This window comes from Zavarzinia compransoris (genome assembly GCF_003173055.1).
Classification (GTDB): Bacteria; Pseudomonadota; Alphaproteobacteria; order Zavarziniales; family Zavarziniaceae; genus Zavarzinia; species Zavarzinia compransoris.
Map to the genome: position 1 here is coordinate 1 of NZ_QGLF01000009.1, position 22,295 is coordinate 22,295.

Here is a 22,295-nt window from a genome sequence, read left to right on the forward strand (position 1 = left end):
TGACAGATTGATCCTCGCCGGCGTCAACCCGGCCGACGTCTCGCTGGTGCGCAACGGCAATGACGTGACGCTGGTGATCGCTGCGAGTGTGGCCGGTGCCGGCGACGGCGGTTCCATCCTGCTCAAGGCTGGCCTGTCGACCAGCGCCGACACGGGCATCGAAACCATCATCTTCGCCGATGGAACCTCGTGGACGAAAGCAAGTCTAGCGTCGCATGTGGCATATATCGGTGGTACCGCAGGCGGCGAGACAATCACTGGAACCAGCGCATCGGATACGGCCATCCTTGCCGGCCCGGGCAATGACACCCTCGTCGGCCTGGCCGGGAGTGACACCTACATCTATCGCGCGGGAGATGGCAACGATGTCATCAGCGATGGTTCCAGCTCAACGGTCGATGTCGACGTCCTGAAACTGGCCGATCTCAACGCTCCCGATGTTGTGTTCACCCGTTCGGGGAACAATTTGATTCTGGTGCTCAGCCCCACGGGCCAGACGGTCACCGTGACTGGTCAGTTCACGTCGCAATCGGCAAACAATGGCATCGAGCGAGTCGAGTTCGCAGACGGCAGCAATCTGTCCTTGGCGGCGATCGACGCCAAAGCCTGGTATCGCGGCACGAACGGCAACGACACTGTCAGCGGATCCGACTGGAACGATACGCTGTTCGGCGATCAGGGTAATGACACCCTCTTCGGAGGAAATGGCAATGATCTGCTGATCGGCGGCACGGGTAACGACGTACTGACTGGCGGCAACGGCGTCGACAGCTTTGTCATAGCCTTGGACGGCAGCCTAGACACGCTGACGGATTTCTCGCCGACGCTGGGCGAAACTATCCGGTTCGATGCGGCATCCTTTGGGCTGGCTGCCGGAGCGTCCGCATCGAACTATCTCGTGCTCGGCTCGTCGGCGCCGGATGCGGCTCACGGCTATTTCCTCGCCACGTCGACCGGCGTGTCCTGGGACGCCGACGGATCCGGTTCGGCCGCGGCGGTGCAGATTGCCAAGTTCCAATCACCCGTGACCGGTACGACGGCGAGCAGTTTCACCCTCGTCTGATCTGGGACGGGGCTGCCGGGCGGCCTGCCCCGCGGCCCCGTCCGGGCGACAGCTATATATCAACCGATGCTTCATAGGTGATTGATGCGCTCACGGCTGCATAGCGGCGTTGGCCAGCCCGCAGAGCCGGGCTCGCCATCTTCCGTCCTGGACACCGGGCTTCTCAGCCTTGGGGCCCTGGCTTCGCATCAACGAGTCCCATTCGACCTAGCCCATGTCCGTCACGAACTGGTACTGGGCGACCGATGTGCGGGCATGCATGAGGTGATACGCGCCGCCCGACTGTTAAAACTGAAAGCCAGGGGCTTTGAAGGCCGGTCGCGCAAGGACCTCATGGCGGCGCCGCGCCCCTGCATAGTTGAGACCCGGACGTCGCCGTCTCTCGATCGCGACCCGGCCAGTCCCCCGCTCGCCGGACGGGGAGAGGCTCCAACTGATTTGCGGCACTTCGCCGTTCTTCTTTCAGTGGACGAGGCAACTGTCCGCCTCTTCGACCCGGCGACCGGCCGTGTCGAGCAGCTTGCGCCCGAAGTTTTCTTCAGCCGGTGGACCGGCGCCTTCATTCTCGTCGCACGCCGCTTCGGCACCGTTGGCGAACGGATGGGACTCGGCTGGATCGTCGAGAGAATCGGCAAGTACAAGCGCGAGTTGGCACTGGTTCTGATCGCTTCGTTCGCCATCCAGATCCTGGCCTTGCTGACGCCGCTCCTGTTCCAGATCGTCATCGACAAGGTACTGGTCCACAATTCCTCCGCGACACTTACCGCCGTTGTAGTCGCCATGGCAGCCGTCGTCACCTTTCAGGGATTGGTCGAGTTTCTCAGAACATTCCTCCTCACCCATACTGCCAGTCGCATCGACGTCGAACTGGGAGCCGGGGTCTTCAATCATCTTCTGAAGCTGCCGGTCGCCTATTTCGAGACCCGCCCCGCAGGACAGACCGTGACGCGGGTGCGAGAACTGGACCAAATGCGCCAGTTCCTCACGGGGCAGGCACTGACGGCCGGACTCGATTTCGTCTTCGCGGCCCTCCTGGTAGTCATGCTCTATGCCTATTCGACGGTACTGGCGATCATCGTCACCCTGACGATTCCGATCTATATCGTCATCGCCCTCGTCCTCCAGCCGGTCCTGAAACGCCGCACCGAGGATCGCTTCAACAAGGGGGCGCTCAGCCAGCAGTTGCTGGTGGAAACGGTGCTCGGGGCTCAGACGGTGAAGACGGCTGCTGCCGAACCACAGGTTCAAGGCGACTGGGAAGAACGGCTGGCAGCCTTCATCCACACATCCTTCAAGGGTGTCGTGCTTGCCTCCATCGGGCAGAACCTCATCCAATGGCTCACCCGTGTCACGCAAGGGCTCGTTCTCTTCGTCGGTGCGAAGCAGGTGATGGAGGGCGAACTGACGGTCGGCGGCCTCATCGCCTTCAACATGATCATGAACCAGGTCACGACACCGGTCTTGCGCCTCTCCCAACTGTGGCAGGATTTCCAGCAAGTTCGCGTCTCCGCCGACCGGCTCGGCGATATCTTGGGCCATCCGCAGGAGCCGCGGAACGGCGCGCTCGGCGCCCTTCCGCCGGCGCGCGGCCGCATCGTCCTTTCAGGCGTCACGTTCCGCTATCGTCCCGATGCTGCGCCAGTTCTGGAAAATCTGAACCTTACCGTCGCGGCTGGACAGTCGATCGGCATCATCGGCCCGTCGGGCTCGGGCAAGTCCACTCTCTCCAAGCTGGTTCAGCGGCTCTATATACCCGAGCGGGGACAGGTGCTGATCGACGGCCTCGATATTTCGCAGGTCGATCCCACATGGCTCAGGCGTCAGATCGGGGTCGTCCTGCAGGAGAACTTCCTGTTCAACCGCTCGATACACGACAACATCGCCTTGGCCCATCCGGCCATGAGTCGGGCACAGGTGATGCGGGCGGCGCAACTTGCCGGCGCCCATGAGTTCATCGGGCAACTCCCGCAAGGTTATGACACCGTGCTCGAAGAACGCGGCGCCAATCTTTCCGGTGGCCAGCGCCAGCGCATTGCCATTGCCCGCGCACTTGCCGGCAACCCGCGCATCCTCATTCTCGATGAGGCAACCTCCGCGCTCGATTACGAGAGTGAAGAGGCGATCCAACGAAACATGCGAGAGATTGCACGCGGGCGCACCGTCATCGTCATCGCCCACCGGCTCGCCGCAGTAACGCGTTGCGACCGGATCATAACGCTGGAAAAAGGCCGTGTCGCCGAGGACGGCCGGCCGGCAGAACTGAGGGCAAGCGGCGCTGGCTTCTTCGCCCGCATGCTGAAACACCAGAACGAGCAGGTCTGCGACCTCGGGGCCCAGCCATGAGTGACATGAGCCCGATAATGCCCCATAAGGGTGAGCCGCCGAGGCGCGAATCGCCACGGGAAAATCCGGCATTGCGGGCGGTGCGCAGCAACCGCGAATATGCCGAATTCCTGCCGGCGGCGATCGAAATCGCGGTTCGCCCGGTACATCATGTGGTGCCGATACTGATCGGGATCATCGTCGCGGCGGTTGCGACTGCGCTCGGCTGGGCCTGGATCTCCTCACTTGACGCCTTCACCAATGCGGCGGGCCGGGTGCGTGCCACTGTACCACCTGCCGTCGTCCAGCCGTTGGAGGGCGGGCGCATTGCCACCATCCGGGTTGCCAACGGGCAAAGGGTCGTGGCCGGCGAAATATTGGTGACGCTGGACGATGTGGCCGTCCGTTCGGCGCTTGATGCGGCGCTTGCCGGACGCGCTTCGTGGCTCGCCGAAATCCAGCGCCGCAAAGCGGCCTATGCCGCGCTCATCGCCGGCGATCGAGCCTTGCCGGCCGTCGCCTTTACGACCGAGATTCGGGGTGACGTGGTGAGCCGGGAAACAAACGCCCTTGCAACCGAGCATCGGGCCTTGATGACGACACTTGCCGCCAACGCTGCCGCCAGCGAGGAGGCGGAAGCTAAGCGCGCGCGCTTCGTCGCAGTCAGGATAGAAAGGGCAAAGCTGGTCGAAATCCTTGCCGAGCGGGTCGATATGGCGGAGGCGCTCGCCACGTCCGCAGCGGGATCGAAGGCGCAGGTCCTGACAGCGACCGAGGCTCGCGTGCGGGCCGAGGTGGAACTGGCCGACACGGCTCCCCAAATTGCCGAGATCGAGGCGACGCTCAAGAACCTGAGACAGCAGGAAGCCCAGGCAATCGCGTCCTATCTTGCCGATCAATCGAAGGGTATCGAAGCGGCCGAACGACAGGTGGAGCAACTCGATCCGGAAATCGTCAAGCAACGGGACCGGCTGAACCACCTGACACTTCGCGCGCCAGTCTCCGGCACGATACAGCAGCTCGCTGCGACATCAGTCCGCCAGGTAATATCGCCGGCGCAGGCCGTGATGGTGATCGTGCCAGACGGGTCCGAACTCGTCGTCGAGGCACTGATTCCCTCCTCGGATATAGGCTTCGTGAAAGAGGGCGACCCTGTCGTCATCAAGGCAGATGCATTCCCCTTTACCCGCTATGGCACCTTCTCCGGCACAGTCACCTCCCTTTCCAGTGAAGCCGTTACCATCCGAGATGCACAGAGCCTCCAGGATCCGGCCACGGCGGCCTCAGGGCAAGCGACCCAGACGCCTTCCGGCATTCCCTCAGTCTCAGGCCTCTTTTTCATTGCACGGATAATGCTGACAAAACCCGAACTGTACGTGAACGGCCGTCCGCTTCACCTTGAGCCGGGCATGACGGTTCGCGCCGAAATCAAGACCGAAACGCGCCGGGTCATCGACTATTTGCTGTCTCCCGTGACGGAGGTATTTGATGAGGCCGGGCATGAGCGGTGAAAAGGCAACAGCTTTGAAGATTTCAAAAATACCGTCGATTACCGGTATGGGCGCAGCGCTGCCATTCTGTTGAGAGCGGAAAGCTCTCGGTTACTCAGAAAATACTACCGGCCTTCACTTTCGATTCGCCATCCGATGCATTGTTCCAGATATGCGCGCGCATCGGCGCTCAATCGGGCGACGCCGGCCAGTCGGGCAAGTTCGAGGGTCGGGTCCGGGGCGGCGTCTATATGGGGGGCGTGTTGGTCGTGGAGGGCGGCGATTTCGCTGCGTGAAATCTCGCGGATGGGCCGGTCGGCGGTGGTGCCAAAGGGACGCCTGAATGTGTAACTACCGATAGCCCAAACGAATGTCGTGCCGAATTCGTCGTGTTGCTCGACGCCAGATAGATTGTCGAGCACCCTTGCTTGGATCCGATGGCCGGTTCGCTGCCAGCCATGCGCCTGGGCGACACGGCGTGCCAGGACAGAGAGGGGCATGGGACCAGATTGTGCGATCGTCGTTGCAATCAATGTGCGCAGAGCGGAATCATAGTCCGGATCGAAAAAGCGCGCGGGGTCCAGTAATGCGTCGGATCGCGTGGATGCCTCGCCGGCAATAGCGTTTGAAGGCGTGCCGACCGCGGCACTGGGAGTCTCTGGACCGTCATCGATCGCTGACTGCGGGTCGTCCGTCGTATCATCTGTGGTCTCGGCGACATCAGGTGGAGGGTCCGGTACTTGGGCGGGCGGCTTCTCGGGCGCCGGGGCCGAAGCCACTTTCGCAAGCTCTGCCTCTTCCCGCGCCCGGGCGTCTCGATCGCGGGACAGAATGTCGCGAAGTGACTGGTCGAGCCGATCGGCGACTGCGGCGCCGTTGCGGAACCAGTCAGTCGACCAGAGACGCAGGATGGTCCAGCCGAGGCGCTCCAGCACGGCCTGCCGGAGCTTGTCGCGGTCCCGGGCCGTCGCCGAGCGGTGGTAACGCGCACCATCGCATTCAACGCCTGCCAGCCAGCGGCCGGCGAAATCGGGATGAACGATACCGAGATCGATCCGGAAATCCGAGACACCGATCTGGGTACGCACATCCCAGCCGCGAGTACTCAGTGCCGCTGCGACCGCCTCTTCGAATGGACTCTCGACCGGGCCGAGCGAGCCGCGATCCCGCGCCGGCAAGGCGATGGGGCCGCGTTCGGCAAAATCGAGGAAGGCCTTGAGGTCGGCGACTCCGCGCGCAGCCGTTCGCGACAGGTCGATCTGGTCCGCGCGGACGGAGGCAAAGACATGAAGCTCGCTCCGCGCCCGGGTGACGGCGACATTCAGCCGTTTTTCGCCGCCGTCGCCGTTGATCGCACCGAAATTCATCGGCAGCTTGCCGGCGAGATCGGGGCCGAAGGTGATCGAGAAGAGCATGACGTCCCGCTCGTCACCCTGGATGTTCTCGAGATTCTTCACGATCAGGGGCTCTTCGCGATCGTCGGCGAAGAACCATTCGAAGGCCGGCTGTTTGCGGCGTTCCTCATCCAGCAGGTCGAGGATGAGACTCTGCTGGGGAGCATTGAACGTAATCACGCCCAGGGTTGGCCGCTTCGCTTCCGGCAGGGCCAACCAACTGTTCAGCCGTCCGGCGATCATGGCGACGACGGCTTTCGCCTCGGCCTCGTTCACCCGGCCCTTGCCACGGGCGTAGGTGCCGTCGATCTGGTGGAAGGCGACGGCGCTTCCCGTTCCGTCCGAAGCCGGAAACGTCACCAGATGATTGCCATAATAGAAATGGTTGGAGAAGGCGATCAGGGTCTCGTCGCGGCTCCGGTAGTGCCAGTTGAGCTGGCGGGTCGGAACGCCAGCGGCGACAACCTCGTCCAGGATCGACGGCATGTCCTTCTCGTATTCGGGAAGGTCGTCGCCGTCTTCATCGGTGCGACCGAAGAAATTGGTCGGCGGGAGCTGCCTCGGATCCCCCACGACGATTGCCTGCCGTCCTCGCGCGATGGCACCGATGGCATCCCAGGTGGTGATCTGCGACGCTTCGTCGAAGATCACGAGATCGAACTGGGACTGGCCTGGCGGCAGATATTGTGCGACCGACAAAGGCGACATCAGCACGCAGGGCGCCAGCACGCTGAAACTGTTCGGCATCTGACCGATCAGCGCGCGGATCGGCATGGATGGTCGCTGCAGGCCGAGCTGGTGCCGCAAGGCCCCCAGTTCCGAATTCCGGGGCGCGGTGTCCCGGGCCGGCAGGCTCGGCACGATGCACCGCATTACTTCCCGCGAGGCGATTTCAGCCGCCGCTTCGTCGAGCTTCCGGAAACGCTCGACCAGGGCCTCGTGCTCCCAATAGGCGAAGCTCCGTAATTCCTTGCTGGCGTCCATGGCCAGGCGAAGCCACCAGGCCATGTAGGCAGCCTCGAAGGCCGCGGCGGCATCTGGAACGATAGCGCCCGACTCCAATGCCCTGACCAGTGGTTCGATACCGGCGGCGAGAGCGGCGTTCCGGCTCGCCTGCCATTTTGTCCAATCAGAAAACGCGCCTCGCGCACCCGGCAAGCCTGCCAGCGCGTCGCAGAGCGCATCCCGCGTCATATCGGCGGGAAGACAGCCACCGACGGCAACGAAGGCAGACGAACTCGCCGCCACCGTCTTCTCGGCCTCGAGATAGCGGGCGAGGACGTCTGCGATCGGGCCGCCACCCGCCATCGTCAGCCGCGGGCGTAGCCTGCGCCAGGCGTCTTCGGCAATGCCGCAACCGATGATGGCCGCCTCAACCTCGGTGAACTGAACCGCCTGGAGTACCAAGCGGGCGATGGTCGCGAGATTCGTGTCCTTGCCGGCAAATTGGGGGAGTACTGCAAGCGGCGAGGCAGCCATGTCCCTTTCCGCCTGCACCATTCGCCGCAAGCCAACGATGTCGGTCGAGGGATCGGCCTGACCCTCGACGGCATAGGTCTGGAGCAGTTTGGTGATCCGGCGGCGGCCCAGCGCCGCAAAGGGCCAAGCCTTTGTCTGAGCCTCCCGCCATTCAAGTTCCAGGCGCTCCAGCGGCATGGTAGCGATTTCGCCGGCCGGATAGACGGCGGTGATGCTGCGCAGGGATGTGCCATATTCAGCCAGCGCTGTTCGGAACGGCGCGATCGCGGCGCCCAAGACGGTCAGGTCGTGCCCCGCCATGGGTTGCAGGTTGTCTTGTTCTCGAAGCTGCTTCGCCAACCGGTCGAGAACCGTCTGAAGTTCCGGCGCCTCTAGCGTTGCCGTGTTCAGGCCGAAGGCGTCGCCGACCGGCGCTGCAGTCGCCTTTGCCGCCAGGATATCCCTATGCAGTACGGCAGCGGCTCGAAGGAATTCGTCCTCCCAGGCGAAGGACCATTCCTCCGAGCCGACAAGTGCAAGAGCTGCATCTTCGATCTTGGCCCCGACGATCCGGTGGCGTCGTCCGACTTCGGCCGACAGGTCTCGCAGTCGCTGGTAACCCGCAGCGTTGTGGCAGTCCTTGGTCCGGAAACTCAAGGCGAAGGGCGTTAGCCCGACAGCGGCGGTCCGCCCGATCGCGTCGAAGACGCTGAAGCCCTGGGTCCCGGGGTGATGCAGTGCTGCGACGTAGGCATTGAGCTGGTCACGGGTCAGGCGGAGGTCGTCAGAAACCCGCACCCAGTCCGAAGCCTTGCTTTCGGCGACGCGATCCCATGAGCGGCCGAGTTGGGCCAGCACATTCTTGCGATCGGCCTTGCTTGAATGAAGTTCGAGGCAGGCGTCGCCCAATCCATGTGCTTCCAGCCGGCGATGAACGACATCGAGCGCCGCCATCTTTTCCGCCACAAAGAGCACGGTTTTGCCGCGTCCGAGCTGATCGGCAATGATATTGGCGATGGTCTGGCTCTTGCCGGTGCCGGGCGGGCCGATCAGCACGAAATCCCGCCCATCGCCGGCGGCGACGACCGCGGCGAGTTGGGAGCTGTCGGCGGGAAGCGGCGTCAACAGGTCGCCCGGTGACAGCCGGCGGTCGATGTCCTCTGGGACCGGCATCGGCGTGCTGGACCCCGGAAATACTTCGGTCGGGCAGTCGACAAGGTGGCGAACCAGGCGGCTATGGCGCAGGCTGTCGGTCCGGTCGACCAGGTCTTTCCACATTAGATATTTGGCGAAGGAGAAGGTCGACAAGGCGGCATTGTCGACCACTTCGAAACCGGCGGCGTCCCTGACCCGGTGCCTGACGGTCTCGAAGATGCGCGGGATGTCGATGCCAGATTGGTCACGCGGCAGCTCGCCCTCGAGCTCGGGAAGCTTCAGCTCGAAGTGGCGCTTCAAGAATTCCAGCAAGGTGGAATTCACCCGAATGTCGTCCTCGTGATGGGTGAGCCGGAAGTCCGATCGGGCGGAGCTTCGCTCGAGCTTGACCGGGATCAGCAACAGGGGGGCTCGATAGTCCCGCAGGTCGGAGGCATTGCGCTTCCAGCGCAGGAAACCGGCTGCCAGGAACAGCGTATTGGTGCCGCCCTCCTGTGCGTCGCTCCTAGCCTTCCGGTAGAGCTCGATCAGGCGGTTGTTCATTTCATTGCCCGTCAACGGGCATGCGATCTGGCGCCGCTCCATCGCATCGCGCGCCAGGATGTCCTCCTGCCGGCGCGCGTCCGCGGTCAACAGGTCCCGTCCGGCAAAATGGCCTTCGTCAGCCAGCGCCAGCAGACGGAACGACTGCCCGTCGGCCAATGCGTCTTCGAGCCCCGCCACTTCGGGGCAGATCAGCGGAACGGTCTGGCGCGTCTCGCGAAAATTGAGCAGCCGGTTGCCGAGCGAGAGGTCGAGCAGCTTGCGCTGCCAGCGTTCGATCCGGCCGAGCGGCGTGGTCGGCTCCTCCTCAATCCGATCCCCGGGAAGGAGGTCGAAATCGATCGGGCGGGGCAGCGCGGCCGGCGCCCTGGCATCTTCGGCGAGCACCGCATCGGCTACTTGCCGGCCGCGGTGGCTGGCGAGCGGGCGGATACGGGCGGCGCGCGCCCGGCTGATATCGATCGCTTTGAGGAAATCAGCTTCTCGTTCCTCGGCGAGGTGGGCCTTCCCAGCATCTACCGCCTCGTCGAAACCGATTGCCGGCCGGCGGGTCAGCAGGGTTGTCTCGAAGGGAACGAATTCCCGGGCGACGACGGCTTTGCGAAGGGCGATGACATCGGGTTCGACCATGCGCCCGAAGTCGCGCTTGACCAGCCACACCCCTGCCCAGGCGTGCCCCTGCGAGAACAGCACTGCGGCATTGAGGCCGGCGGCCTCCAGGGCGCCGGCCATCAGCAAGGCGGTGTCGAGGCAGGTCGCTAACCCCTCGGCCGCAATCCGCCCTGGATCGCGGACTTTCTGGCCGACTGTCTCGAAGGAGGCGGGCGGGACGGCATAAGCGAGACCCATGCCGGTGACCGCCGACCAGATCGCCCCGGCCAACATCCAGACCCGGCCAGGATCACCCGATTGATAGCCGTCCAGCGACCCGCTGAACCCGCCCCGTTCCAGCAGGCGGGACGCCTCCTTCAGAACGCCAGCGACAACCGGGTCATTGGGGGAAACGAAGGCGGCCAGGATTTCGTCCATCTCCGGCAGGCCACCCCATTCGTCCCGCGCCAGTAACTCGATCCGCCGTTCTTCATGCAGGATCGTCTCGTTTCCCTGTCTGACAGTCAGATCGAGCGTGCCGATCTCGGCTTCGTTCAGGCCGTACAGCAGCGCCATGTCGAGCGGCGTCGCCAAGTCGCGGAGCGGCACCTCGGTGCTTGGCGCGATCCGGTCGACCCGCCATTCCCTCGGCCGCAGCACCGGCGGCTGGCAGGACAGGACGACCGAAATCCCTTCGATCGGCGTGTCGCCTCCATTTCGCAGGCTGATCGTCTTCAGGACGCCGACGCCGTTCTGAGCCGATGCGAAATTAACCCGCTGCACCACCATGGCGGTCAGGACGAGTTGCGGCCCCGTCGCAGTCTCGGCGGTGTCGGCACTCGTGGGACTATCAGTGGATTGACTTTCCATTGTTCCCTCGATCAGGCATCGAGCACGTGGATCTGGGCTTCGGGGCAGATTTTTCGAGCGATGTCGCACAAATGGCGGTGATGGGTCAGGTAGATGACTTGACCGGTCCGGGCCATCTCGCCGAGCAGCGTGAAGGCTTCAGCCGAGCGGTCATCGTCGAAGGTTTCCATGATGTCGTCGGCGATGAACGGCACCGGCGGACGGCTGCGCGCCAGCTCGTGATAGCCGGCAATGCGCAATGCGAGATAGAGCTGGAAGCGGGTGCCCTTGGACAATTCTTGCGCCATTTTGGCACCGTGGCTCTCGGTCACGGCGACCAGGACTTCACGCGTGCCATCGGGCTGGGCGGCGAGGCGTGCATAGGCGCCTCGGCTCAGGGTGCTGAAGGCTTGAGAGGCGCGCTCCAGCATGCCGCTGCGATGCTGGTCGCGGTATCGATGCAGCCCCTTGTCGACCAGCAGGATGCCAAGGCGCAGGGCGAGGTGTTGCCGCGCATCCTCTTCGAGCGACAGCAGGAGATTGCTTCGCTCTGCTTCGATCGTGGCGACCTTGTCGTCGCCGCCAACGGCCTCGATCTGGCTGCGCAGCGCAGAGACGGTGGCGTAGCGTTGCTGGAGGTCCTGCTGCAATTGGCCGACCTCCAGTCCGAGTTTCACCTTCCTAATCTCCAGCTCTTCACGCCCGCCTGCTTCGGCGGCTTCGATCGCCTCCGTCGTCTCGCCGTCCGACGAGGCTTCGGCGATGTCCTTTTCGCAGGCAGCGATCTCATGCCGCAGGCTTGCTGCCTTACGGCTATCGGCAAGAGCCTTCGCCAATACGGCAGTATCGTCGAGCCCGAAATGACCGGCCATCGCCGCCAGCCTGCGGTCCAGGTTTTCTATCTCATCCGCGACAACGGCGAGGTCCCGGCGGGCTGCCTCCAGTTCCGTGTCCGCCTTTGCTCGCTCATCCCTGATTTTTTCGGCTTGGCGTAGGCGTCCCGAGATGTCGCGCCAAGACGGCGCGTCGCCACCCGACCCGAGTTCAGTGGCGATCGCCGACAAGGCGCCGAGAAAGGCGTCGCGGTTTTCCCTCATTGCTGTGACGCGGTGGGTTAGGCTGTCGAAATTGGCCACCGTAATAGCCAGCTTATCGATGCAGGCGAGAATGCCGGTCATGGCAGCGGCATCGGCGCCGGTGGAGGCCAGCCAGGTGGGCGCGTAGCATTCCGTCCAGGCTGCCTGCCAGCCGGTATCAATCTTGTGGGCTTCGGCCAGCGCCTCGTTCCGTTCGTCCGCCGCCTCGCGCGCCTCGCGCAGTGCCTCCCGCAGGTTGGCGACCAGGGTACTCTGGTCGATGCGGGCCTGGGCCTCCGCCACCAACCGGTCGAAACTCAGCTCGTGAAGGGGAGTTTCCGGTGCGGCAAGGGCCTGGCGCAGCGTGGTGCTGTCTTCGTCGATATCGCGCAGGGCGACATCGCGGCCCCTCGTTGCCTGACGCCAAGCCGAAAGGGCGGCCATCGCACCGAGCCGCGCTTCGAGCCAGCCCCGCAGTTCCGGCAGCGTGTGGCCGGGCAGGCCGAGCACGTCGGTGGCGGCCCGGATTTCATGATCGATCGCTGCGGCCGTGGCCTCGGCCCGGGCGAGGGTTGCTTCGGCCGTCGCCAGTTCCTGACGCTGGGCCGCCAGATTGGCGCGTGCCACAGCATCGACTTTGGCCTCAGCCTGGGCCTCGGCGATCAGCGCCAACACTTGGTCATCACGCCTGAGTGCGACCTCGAAGGCATCGGCTGTCTCTGCGCCGAGGTCTCGGCGATGCACTGCCCACAGCTTTTCGCGTGCCGCCCGCGCCGTTGCCGCATCGTCCAGGCTGATGGCCGTGGAGCGGGGCGTTTCGGCCAGCATAACGGCCTGATGTTCCACAGCTTCCCGCAGCGCCTGCTCCTGGCGCCGGGCGTCGACCCGATCGCTGCGGGCAGTCTCCGCCCGGCTAACCCAGCCTTCGATCTGCCAGCCGGCGGGAACTGGCATTCTTTCGAGTTCCTCTGGCGTTCCGGCCCACGGCACCAGCGCGGCCATTTTTTCGGTCAGTGTACCTTCCGCCGCTTGCATATCGCGTTCGGCGCGACGCAAGGCGTCGCCGGGATCGCGTTGCTTGATGCGGAACAGCAGACTGGCCAGGACCGCGGTATCGCCGATCGGCACTGTGCCGGCCAATCTCGCCTCGCACTGCTTGACGACGAGTGTTGCCTTCCGGGCCTCAGTCTGGGTGGCGTTGAGCTGCGCCTCTATGCCGGAGCGTCGGGCAATCAAGTCGCGGAATTTCTCGATCGTCGCGGCATCCAGGAGCAAGCCGCGGGGATCGCTGCCCGGGCGGCAGAGCGTTTCCAGCAGGGCGCGGATCTTGTGTTCTTCCTCCGTCGCCTGGAGTTCCCGGTTGGGCAAGTCCCTAACCGCTTCGTCGTAAGCGGAACGCAGCAGGTCGGCCGCCGCGATCCGTTCTTCGGCAGCCAGGATTGCGGGATCGGGGGCCAGGGCGTCGAGCGCCTCGGTAAAGCGGGCGATGGTCGTCGTCAGCCCTTCTTCGCGGGTTCGGGCAACGGTCTGGCCTTCAAGCAATCGGTTCAGCTCTGCATCCCAGGAGGCTGGTGCGTCGGCGACCGTGGCTAGGGGCGCCAGTTCCTCTTGGAGACGCTGAAGCCTCGTCCGCAGCGGAAGGATCGCCAGCAGCCTTCCCACTCGCGCCAGTTCGCGCGAGTAATCGTCGTGTGTGGCGGAGGCTTGGCGCCAGGCATCCTCCGCTTCCTGCAGGTCGGACAGCAGACGGCCATAGGCGGCGGCCTGGGTGTCTACTACCTTGCGCCTGGCGTCCAGTTCGGCCAGGCGGGCCTTGGCGTCAGTGATCGGGCCTTTGCGCCCGCCGGGGCGGTGAAAGCTGCTGGCCTGCTCGCGAAGCGCATCCAGCTTGCCGCTGAGGCCGGTCAAGCCGGCACTGGCGGCGAACAGCATTTCGCCGAGGTCGCCTTTGCTGGCCAGGATACTGTCACCGCCGCGCTCGAGTGTATCGTCATCCAGTGAGAACATGGCTTCATAGGCGTCGCGCCCGATGCCGCCGAGGCCGGATTGCAGCACGGCTTCAGGCAACAGGCCGCCATGCGCATCCTGCAGCGAACCGGATTGTTTCTTTACCCGCGCCAACTCCAGCGAGTGACCGTCGATCTCGATACTGGCGCCGATCCGCATGGTTGGCCCGTCATGGAGGAAATCATGACGGGTGCGCTGGGGGATGCCGAACAGCAGGTCCAGCCAGGCCGAGAGGGCCGTCGATTTGCCGGCCTCGTTGGGGCCGTATATCAGGTGAAGGTCCGGACTGCCTGGCGCCGGGCGATGGAAGGCGAGGCTGGCGTCGGTGAACTTGCCGTAACGTATCAGGTCTAGCCGGTTGAGGCGCATCAGCCATTCTCCCGGCCGGACAGAAGGGCGAGGACCGTGGCGACACCGGCTCGCATCAGACTGTTGCGCTGTTCAGCCAATGCCGCCTGACTGTCACCTAGCATGTCGCGCAATTCCGGGGGCAGGCTCTTCAGAAGCCCGCCGATAACCTCATCCGCCTCCGCCAGTGTCGCCGGGGCGTCGGTCAATTCGTCCTGGATCAGCGCCGCCAGTTCGGCCGGCAGGTCGTCAGACGCCGAACGATCGCCGACCACCGTGTCATTCTCGACTTTGTCGATCCAGGTTGTCCCCAGGGCTTCGGCGGTCAATTCGGCTTCAGCTCGGATCCGGTCGAGATCGCGCGGTATGCGCCAGCCGAGGGGGGTCTTTCCGACCAGGCGGGGGCGAAGGACGAGATGTTCTGTCGGATCCTCCCTCTCGGCGGCGCGGATGCCGGCATCCAGCACCGCGATGAGGTCCGACCACTCGCTGACGCCGTCTACATCGATGTCGAGCCGCTCGAAACGGACCGTCCGGACCGACCGCTCCTCCAGGGTGATGGCACCGTCGTCGGTGATTTGCGCCAGCGTGATAGATTTCGGCCCGGCCTCGCCGATATTGCGGCCCTGTGGCATACCGGGCATGACAACCACGCCGCGGCCGAGATGCACGGCACGGATGTGGATATGGCCGAGCGCCCAATAGTCGTAACCTGTCGCCTGAAGGTCGGCGACGGAGCAGGGCGAATAGACGTCATGCACGGGACTGCCATTCAGGCTGGTATGCAACATGCCGATGTTGACGGCGCCCGGCTGCGCCGCGGGAAAGCGGCTGAGCAGGCTGTCCGGCGCATGGGGTTTGGAAAAGCTGAGGCCGTGGATCACGACGGGCAAGCCGCCCGTCTCGATCACATGGCTGGAAGCCCGCCCCTCGAAGACAGTGACCGTCTTCGGCAGTTCGAGTTCCCGCGTAATGCGTGAGATAGCGTCGTGGTTACCCCGGACGATAAAGGTCCTGATCCCTGCGGCGTCGAGCCGCCGCAGTTGCTGCGCCAGGAATTGCGCGGTCTTCATCGAGACCTGACTGCCATCATAGAGGTCGCCGACGATTAGAAAAGCGTCGACTCTTTCGTCGAGGCAGAGATCGATGGTTCGGGAAAACGCCTCCCGGGTGGCGACACCGACCCGTTCTGCAACGGTGGGATCCCGCAGCGCCAGCGACCGGAGAGGCGAGTCGAGGTGAATGTCCGCTGTGTGCACGAACCGAAAGGCCACGGCTTTTCCCTCCCTCCGCTTCCCGTCAAGACGTGACAGCGCTCATTTCAATGCGCGCGATAATAGCAGGGGTTTTATCTATCAATCATTAACAATCTGGGCGCGCGGAGCCGCCTGAGCGTCAGTCCAGCAATGCCTCTGCCGTCACCTGGAGGGCCCGGGCGAACTTGTCGATGATTGCGATTCTGGGGTTTCGCGTTCGAGGTCGCTGACATAGGTCCGGTGGAGGCCAGCCTCGAAGGCACAGTGCTCCTGGGACCAGCACTTGGTTTGGCGCAGGCGTCGGAAGTTTCGGGCGAGGCGGGCCTTGATATCCATACCCGCAGAGGTCATCCGCCTGTCGACGAACGGTATACTGACGATCAGTGACATTCGTCATTGACTGGCATACCCGTCGCAATAATTGCTACCTAAAGCAGTGAAAAACGCCTCGCACCGGCAAGTGGCTTTGACGGCGTGAGGCTCGTCACGGTCTTGTCAGGAGTCTCCGATGGTCCGTCTGCTGAGCCGTCAGTTCATGGATGCCCTGAAATCCGGCACATTGGCCCCGCTTCTGGATGTGGTCCAGCGGGATCGCGGCCTGACCCTGGAGATCCGCAGCGACAAGGCCGACATCTACTGCAAGGGGCAGGTTGCCGCGCATATCGAGCCCGGGAAGGGAGGCTACATCATGTCCGCCGACAAGGCGTTCTGGGGCCCGCGCGGCGGCGGGGTTGGCGCAGAACATCGATCGCGCCGTCACCCTCTACCGTGCCTGCCTCAAGGCCGGTCGCACGCTGGTGGTCGATCTCTATACGGCAGAGGTCATGGACGCATTGGCCGAATTCGGCCGCCTGCCACGACCAGGGTGGCGAAACCTCAAGGGGGTCGTCACCAGCGCCTTCGCCCGTCTGTATCGGAACACGGGCCGCGAAGCCTTCGTTACCCGCATGGTCGCGAATGGTATCGGTGCCGCGCGTCCGGCTGCGGATCCCGGCCGCCGGATGATCATGACCCGGGCGTCGCTGACCGGCGACTACACGCGCAACGGCGTTGTCCCTGGCCCGTCGGACGCCTGGTCATGGTCGCTCTGGCGCGGTTATCTCGTCCTTCAGAGCCTTTAGGCGACGGGCATCGGACACGTTCATGCCACCGAACTTCGCCTTGAACTTGTAGAAGGTCGCTGCCGAGATGCCGTGCTTGCGGCACACGTCCGCCGTCCTTGTACCAGCCTCCTGCTCCTACAGCATCCCGATGATCTGTCCTCAAGTGAACCGCGAGGGGCGCATTGTCCGTCTCTCCATGATTGACGGACTCTGCCCAAATCTGGAGGAAGGTCAGGGGCTCAGGTCACCGGCGCCAGCAAGGCCGGGCCGGCATGATCTTATAGTCGGCCGGACCGCGGGGGCCAGACCTGGCTAAAAGTACAGTTCCGATGTAGCATGCACCGTCCCGGCGGTTCACCCGGCCGGCGGCGGGGGGATCTCCAGGGCTTCGACGGTGGTTTCGAGGCGTTCGTGGTCGGACAGCGGCCGGCCTTGGGCGTCGAGGGCGGGATGGATCGTGGTCGCGCCCAGGCGCAGGCGCCGGGCCAGGAACCAGTCCAGCTTCATGGCCCGTTCGGGAAAGCGGGTGATCAGGCTCGGCCGCGTGGTGGGCGCTTCGGCCGGGCCGCCGTGGATCGAGAAGCCGGCCGCCCGCGCGATTCCGAACAGGCTTTCCGCCCGCCAGTTGCCGCCCGCGTGGTTGCCGGTGTTGAGATCGCCGCCGATCAGGACCGGCAGGGCCGGGAAATGCAGGTCCAGGGCCGCGATCAGGGCCTGTATCTGGGCCGCCCGATGGCTCTCGGGGCAGGCGCTTTCGAGATGGGTCGAGACGAAGACGACGGGGCCGGCGGCAGTGGCGACGGTGGCGCCGATCGCCATGCGCTCGCCCAGCCGCGGCTGTTCCTCGTCCATGAACCATTGCCGCCGGCCCGGCAGGCGCAGCATGAAGGGCCGGACCAGCGGGCTGCGCGCCGCAAGCGCATTGCCGTGGAAGCCCCGGCTGTTGAAGCCGTCGCGGCAGAAGCCCTGTTCGATCGGCGAGCCGAGGCCGAGCTCGAGGAATTCGACGCCATAGGCATAGGCCATGCCGAGGGCCTGGGCGATCTCGGCCGTCGGGTGCCGCTGGCCGCTGCGCGCCATGCCGTCGTCCATCTCGGACAGCAGCGCGACGTCGATGCCCGCCAGCGCGCCGGCCGTCTCCGCCGGGAACAGGCAGCGTTCCAGGTTCCAGGCCGCGACCCGAAGCGGCAGGGCGAGGGCGGCCGCGCCGGCCGTGCCGCCGGTCTCGACCAGGGCCAGCGCCGGATAATGCGGCAGCACCGCGTCATGGGCAGCGGCGGTCCGCGGCAGGTCGCGCAGGCGGGCGCGGGCTTCCTGCCCGGGGACCGGCAGTTCGGGGGTGACGGCGAAGATCACGCCGGCACCTGTTCCGGCTCGGCCACGCTTTCGGCCAGGCGCGCCCCGCCGGCGGCGTCGAACAGATGCAGGGCCCGGGCGCGGGCGCGGACGGCCAGGTCGGCGGGCAGGGCACGGTCCGCCGGCAGGCTGAGGCAGAGCGGCTGCCCGTCGACGAGGCCGTGGACGATGCGCCCCGCCCCCAGTTCCTCGATATAGTCCAAGGTCATCGCCACCCCCTGCCCCGGCGGGACGAGGCCGATATCCTCGGCCCGGACGCCCAGGGTTACGGCACCGTCCGGCCGGTCGGCCCGGCCGATCTCGACCCCGGCGAGGATCAGGCGGCCGGCCTCGATGCGGGCGGCGAGCAGGTTCATGGCCGGGGCGCCGATGAAGCCGGCGACGAAGGTCGAGGCCGGGCGGTGATAGACGTCGAGCGGGCTGCCGACCTGTTCGATCCGGCCGCCCTTCAGGACCACCAGCCGGTCGGCCAGGGTCATCGCCTCGAGCTGGTCGTGGGTGACGTAGAGCGAGGTCGTGCCCAGGCGCCGCTGCAATTTCCGGATCTCGCCCCGCATGGTGACGCGGAGCTTGGCATCGAGGTTGGACAGTGGCTCGTCGAACAGGAAGGCCGCGGGCTGGCGCACGATGGCGCGGCCCATGGCGACGCGCTGGCGCTGGCCGCCGGACAGTGCCCGGGGCTTGCGGTCGAGATAGGGCTGGAGTTCCAGCAGATGCGCCGCCGCCTCGACCCGGCGGGCGATCTCGTCGCGCGGAAAGCCCCGGTTCTTCAGGCCGTAGGCCATGTTCTCGCGCACCGTCATATGGGGATAGAGCGCGTAGTTCTGGAACACCATGGCGATGTCGCGGGCCGCCGGCTCCAGCCGGTTCACGACGCGCCCGCCGATGGCGATCTCGCCGGCGCTGATCTCCTCCAGCCCCGCGACCATGCGCAGCAAGGTCGACTTGCCGCAGCCCGACGGCCCGACCAGGACGACGAATTCGCCGTCCGCCACCGCCAGGTTCACGTCCGCGACGGCCTGAATGCCGCCGGCATAGGTCTTGCCCAGGTTCCGGAGGGAGATCTCGGCCATTACTTGTCGCTTTCGGTCAGGCCCTTGATGAACAGGCTTTGCAGGACGACGACCACCAGCAGCGGCGGCACCATCGCCAGCACCGCCAGGGCGAAGGCTTCGTTGTAATCGGGAATCTGGCTGCCGACCCAGACCTGGAGGATGCTCTTGATCCCGCGCATCAGGGTGAAGAAATGCTCGTCGGTGGTCATCAGCATCGGCCAGAGGTACTGGTTCCAGCCATAGACGAACATGATGACGAAGATCGCCGCCATCATCGGCCGCGACAGGGGCACCAGGATGTCGAGGAAGAATTTCACCGGCCCCGCGCCGTCGATCCGCGCCGCTTCCAGCAATTCGTCGGGCACGGATTTGAAGAACTGGCGGAAATAGAAGGTCCCCGTGGCCGAGGCCAGCAGGGGCACGATCAGCCCCCAGTAGGTATTGAGCGCCGACAGCGAACTCATCACCTGATAGGACGGCATGATGCGCACTTCGAGCGGCAGCAGCAGGGTGGTGAAGATCAGCCAGAACACCGGCGTCGCGAAGCGGCTGCGGAAATAGACCAGGGCATAGGCCGCCATCATCGACAGCACCACCTTGCCGACAGCGAAGCCGAGGCCGAGGATCAGCGAATTCATCACCATCCGCGCCCCCGTCACCTCGCCGGTGAAGCCGCCCTTCTGGGTCAGCACCTTGCCGTAGGTGGCGAGCCCCTCGGCGCCCGGGCTGAGGAAGAGGCCGTGCATGTGGATCTCGGCTGCCGAATGGGTCGAGGACATGAAGGCCATGACCACGGGCGTTACCAGGAACAGGGCGCCCAGGATCAGGATCAGGTGGTCGAAGGGCTTGAGCTTCTGCATCGCCTCACCCGTAATGCACGCGGCGTTCGATCAGGCGGAACTGGGCCACGGTCAGGGCCGCCACCACCAGCATCAGGATGACCGACTGGGCCGAGGAACCGCCGATGTCGTTGCCCTTGAAGCCGTCGAGATAGACTTTGTAGACCAGGGTGATCGGGTTGTTCGCCGGCTTGTCCTTCACCATCACGTCGATGATGCCGAAAGTGTCGAACAGGGCGTAGGTGATGTTGATGACGAGAAGGAAGAAGGCGGTCGGCGCCAGCAGGGGCAGGGTGATGTCGCGGAAGCGGCGCCAGCCCGAGGCGGCGTCGATCAGGGCGGCCTCGCGCACCGCGGTCGGCACCGATTGCAGGCCCGACAGGAAGAAGATGAAATTATAGGGGATCTGCTTCCAGACCGCGACGGTAACGAGGGCGATCACCGTATCGCCGTAATCGATGCCGACCTTCATCTCGTGGCCGAACAGGGCGGCGAGCGCGGTGAAGGGGCCGATGTGCATGTCGAACAGCATCATGCCGATGAGGCCGACGACCGGTGGCGCGATGGCATAGACGGCGATCAGCACGGTCTTATAGGCGGCGCTGCCGCGGATCACCCTGTCCGCCTTCACCGCGAGCAGCAGGCCGAGGCCGAGCGACAGGGCGGTGACGACCAGGGCGAAAACCGCGGTGAAGCCGGCGATCCGCAGATATTCCGCCGAGCCGAGCGCGTCGCGGTAATTGTCGAGGCCGACGAAGCTCGCGCCGAAGCCGAAGGGATCTTCGAGATAGAAGGACGAGGTCACCGCCTGGAGCGACGGCCAGTAGAAGAAGATCGCCACGATCGCCAGCTGCGGCGCGAGGAACAGCCAGGGTGTCAGCGGGCGATCGAACTGCACCGCCTTGGCGGGGGCCGCGCGCGCGCGGGATCGGGATCGGGATGCCGTCATCGGATGGCCTCGAGAGAACGGGTCCCGGGGACGGCCGCCCCCGGGACCCGCAGGGTTTCGTCGCGCGTCAGCCCGCGGTCCTGGCGAATTTCGCCAGCAGGTCGTTGGCTTCCTTCTGGATGATCGCGAGCGCATCCTTGGGCGAGACCTGGCCGGAGAAGATGCGGTTGAATTCGCGTTCCATCACCGAGCGGATCTGGGGATAGAACCCCATGCGGTAGCCCTTGGACCAGTCGCCGCCCGCCAGCATCAGCTGCTTCACGCCCACTTCGGCGACCGGGGTCTGGGTGTAATAGCCCTCGGCCTTGGCCAGTTCGTAGGCGGCGGTGGTGATCGGCACATAGCCGGTCGCCTGGTGGTAGAACTTCTGGATCACGGGCGAGGTCAGGAAGCTGAAGAATTCGGCCGTGCAGGCATTCTGTTCCTTGGACTTGCCCGCCATGGCGAAGAGCGCGGCGCCGCCGATGAAGCTCTGCGTGCCCTGGCCGAGCCCGGCCCAATAGGGCAGGAAGACGGCGGAGAAGGGCATGGCCGCGGTCTTCTTCAGGCCGCCGAAGCTGCCCGAGGAGCCGACCCACATGGCCACCTTGCCCTCTTCGAACGGCTTCTGGTTGTCGGCCCAGCCGGCGCCGTAGAAGGCATAGAGCCCCTGGTCGGCCCAGGCCTTCAGCTTGTCGAACATCATCACCGTGGCGTCGTCGGTCAGGATGATCTCGGTGCCGGCGACGGCGTCGTAGCCGTTGTTGTTGGTGGCGAACTGCCGGTTGTTGCGCGACTTGAAGTTCTCGACGAACTGCCAGGTCAACTGCGAGGCGGTCAGCGGGATGTAACCCGCCGCCTTCAGCGCCGGCGCGATCGCCTCGAAGTCTTCCCAGGTCTTCGGCGGCTCGACCTTGGCCTTCTCGAAGGCCTCGACGTTGATATACATGATCGGCGCCGAGGAATTGAACGGCATGCCGATGAACTTGCCGCTGCTATCGGCAAAGAAATTGCGGACGCCGGGGATGAAATCCTCGCGGTTGAAGGGCTTGCCCGCGGCCGTCAGCAAGTCTTCGGCGGCGACGGTGGCACCCTTGGCGGCGATGATGGTGGCGGCGCCGGCGTCGAACACCTGCAGGATGTCCGGCTGCTCGCCCGAGCGGAAGGCGGCGATGCCGGAGGCCAGCGCCTCCTCGTAGGTGCCTTTCGAGATCGGGGTCAGGCGGCAGGCCTGCTGCTGATCGTTGAACTTCTGAGACAGTTCGTTGATCACCTCGCCGTTCCGGCCGCCCATGCCGTGCCACCAGGTGATGTCGGTCTGGGCGAAGGCGGTGGTGGTACCAAGCGCGACGACGGCGGCCGCAAGAAGGGACGTCCTGAGCATGAAGGCTCTCCGGTGCAGAAATGTCCTGCGGGGGACCCTGCCCAGAGGCGGTTTCAATTCGTTGACGGTTCGGTAAAC

12 protein-coding genes and 1 pseudogene are annotated in these 22,295 nt (G+C 64.9%); 4 read left to right on the forward strand and 9 right to left on the reverse strand.

The features are described 5' to 3' along the window. From DKG75_RS23830 to DKG75_RS22250, 3 genes are all read left to right on the forward strand, one after another. Positions 1 to 1,063, forward strand: a 1,063-nt coding sequence (locus DKG75_RS23830; protein WP_146210383.1) for a calcium-binding protein, incomplete at its 5' end; no start/stop codon positions are given. A gap of 255 nt (positions 1,064 to 1,318) precedes the next feature. After that, positions 1,319 to 3,406 (forward strand): peptidase domain-containing ABC transporter, encoded by a 2,088-nt coding sequence (locus DKG75_RS22245; protein ID WP_208112130.1) that lies wholly within the window; start codon positions 1,319 to 1,321, stop codon positions 3,404 to 3,406. Then, the gene (locus DKG75_RS22250; protein WP_109923403.1) at positions 3,403 to 4,896 is read left to right on the forward strand and encodes an HlyD family type I secretion periplasmic adaptor subunit; all 1,494 of its coding nucleotides are present in this window, start codon (positions 3,403 to 3,405) and stop codon (positions 4,894 to 4,896) included. Before DKG75_RS22245 ends, DKG75_RS22250 begins: the two co-directional genes overlap by 4 nt. Before the next feature lie 104 nt (positions 4,897 to 5,000). Here DKG75_RS22250 and DKG75_RS22255 read toward each other — a convergent pair whose 3' ends face one another. The 3 genes from DKG75_RS22255 to DKG75_RS22265 are packed head-to-tail and all read right to left on the reverse strand — an operon-like array spanning position 5,001 to position 15,570. Next, entirely contained in the window at positions 5,001 to 10,886 is a 5,886-nt protein-coding gene (locus DKG75_RS22255; RefSeq protein ID WP_109923404.1) for a DUF3320 domain-containing protein, read from the reverse strand. Between the two features lie 11 nt (positions 10,887 to 10,897). Next, the gene (locus tag DKG75_RS22260) at positions 10,898 to 14,317 is read right to left on the reverse strand and encodes an ATP-binding protein (RefSeq protein ID WP_109923405.1); all 3,420 of its coding nucleotides are present in this window, start codon (positions 14,315 to 14,317) and stop codon (positions 10,898 to 10,900) included. Further along, positions 14,317 to 15,570 (reverse strand): metallophosphoesterase family protein, encoded by a 1,254-nt coding sequence (locus tag DKG75_RS22265; RefSeq protein ID WP_166646548.1) that lies wholly within the window; start codon positions 15,568 to 15,570, stop codon positions 14,317 to 14,319. Before DKG75_RS22265 ends, DKG75_RS22260 begins: the two co-directional genes overlap by 1 nt. Before the next feature lie 713 nt (positions 15,571 to 16,283). Here DKG75_RS22265 and DKG75_RS22275 point away from each other — a divergent pair. Beyond that, positions 16,284 to 16,673 (forward strand): hypothetical protein, encoded by a 390-nt coding sequence (locus DKG75_RS22275; protein WP_109923407.1) that lies wholly within the window; start codon positions 16,284 to 16,286, stop codon positions 16,671 to 16,673. Here the strand turns inward: DKG75_RS22275 and DKG75_RS22280 are convergent. The 6 genes and pseudogenes from DKG75_RS22280 to DKG75_RS22305 all read right to left on the reverse strand — a co-directional run. Then, positions 16,653 to 16,799 (reverse strand): annotated as a pseudogene (locus DKG75_RS22280) (transposase); the annotation flags it as partial. The gene DKG75_RS22275 and the pseudogene DKG75_RS22280 sit on opposite strands and share 21 nt — an antisense overlap. A 210-nt stretch (positions 16,800 to 17,009) precedes the next feature. Continuing rightward, a complete protein-coding gene (locus DKG75_RS22285; protein WP_208112132.1) occupies positions 17,010 to 18,011 on the reverse strand; it encodes an endonuclease/exonuclease/phosphatase family protein in 1,002 nt (333 codons plus the stop codon). Next, the gene (locus DKG75_RS22290; protein ID WP_109923408.1) at positions 18,008 to 19,084 is read right to left on the reverse strand and encodes a sn-glycerol-3-phosphate import ATP-binding protein UgpC; all 1,077 of its coding nucleotides are present in this window, start codon (positions 19,082 to 19,084) and stop codon (positions 18,008 to 18,010) included. Before DKG75_RS22290 ends, DKG75_RS22285 begins: the two co-directional genes overlap by 4 nt. Continuing rightward, positions 19,084 to 19,926, reverse strand: a complete 843-nt coding sequence (locus tag DKG75_RS22295) for an ABC transporter permease subunit (protein WP_109923409.1) — start codon at positions 19,924 to 19,926, stop codon at positions 19,084 to 19,086. Before DKG75_RS22295 ends, DKG75_RS22290 begins: the two co-directional genes overlap by 1 nt. Positions 19,927 to 19,930: 4 nt before the next feature. Continuing rightward, positions 19,931 to 20,854: an ABC transporter permease subunit gene (locus DKG75_RS22300; RefSeq protein WP_109923410.1), complete on the reverse strand. Its 924-nt coding sequence runs from the start codon at positions 20,852 to 20,854 to the stop codon at positions 19,931 to 19,933. Positions 20,855 to 20,921: 67 nt separating this feature from the next. Beyond that, entirely contained in the window at positions 20,922 to 22,217 is a 1,296-nt protein-coding gene (locus DKG75_RS22305; RefSeq protein WP_109923411.1) for an extracellular solute-binding protein, read from the reverse strand. Between the last annotated feature and the right edge of the window lie 78 nt (positions 22,218 to 22,295).

Bases quoted from the DNA above. Each gene is read 5' to 3' on its own strand.
- DKG75_RS22290 (WP_109923408.1), bottom strand. From the start codon at position 19,084: ATGGCCGAGATCTCCCTCCGGAACCTGGGCAAGACCTATGCCGGCGGC.
- DKG75_RS22305 (WP_109923411.1), bottom strand. From the start codon at position 22,217: ATGCTCAGGACGTCCCTTCTTGCGGCCGCCGTCGTCGCGCTTGGTACC.
- DKG75_RS22255 (WP_109923404.1), bottom strand. From the start codon at position 10,886: ATGGAAAGTCAATCCACTGATAGTCCCACGAGTGCCGACACCGCCGAG.
- DKG75_RS22300 (WP_109923410.1), bottom strand. From the start codon at position 20,854: ATGACGGCATCCCGATCCCGATCCCGCGCGCGCGCGGCCCCCGCCAAG.
- DKG75_RS22260 (WP_109923405.1), bottom strand. From the start codon at position 14,317: ATGCGCCTCAACCGGCTAGACCTGATACGTTACGGCAAGTTCACCGAC.
- DKG75_RS22245 (WP_208112130.1), top strand. From the start codon at position 1,319: ATGCATGAGGTGATACGCGCCGCCCGACTGTTAAAACTGAAAGCCAGG.
- DKG75_RS22295 (WP_109923409.1), bottom strand. From the start codon at position 19,926: ATGCAGAAGCTCAAGCCCTTCGACCACCTGATCCTGATCCTGGGCGCC.
- DKG75_RS22250 (WP_109923403.1), top strand. From the start codon at position 3,403: ATGAGTGACATGAGCCCGATAATGCCCCATAAGGGTGAGCCGCCGAGG.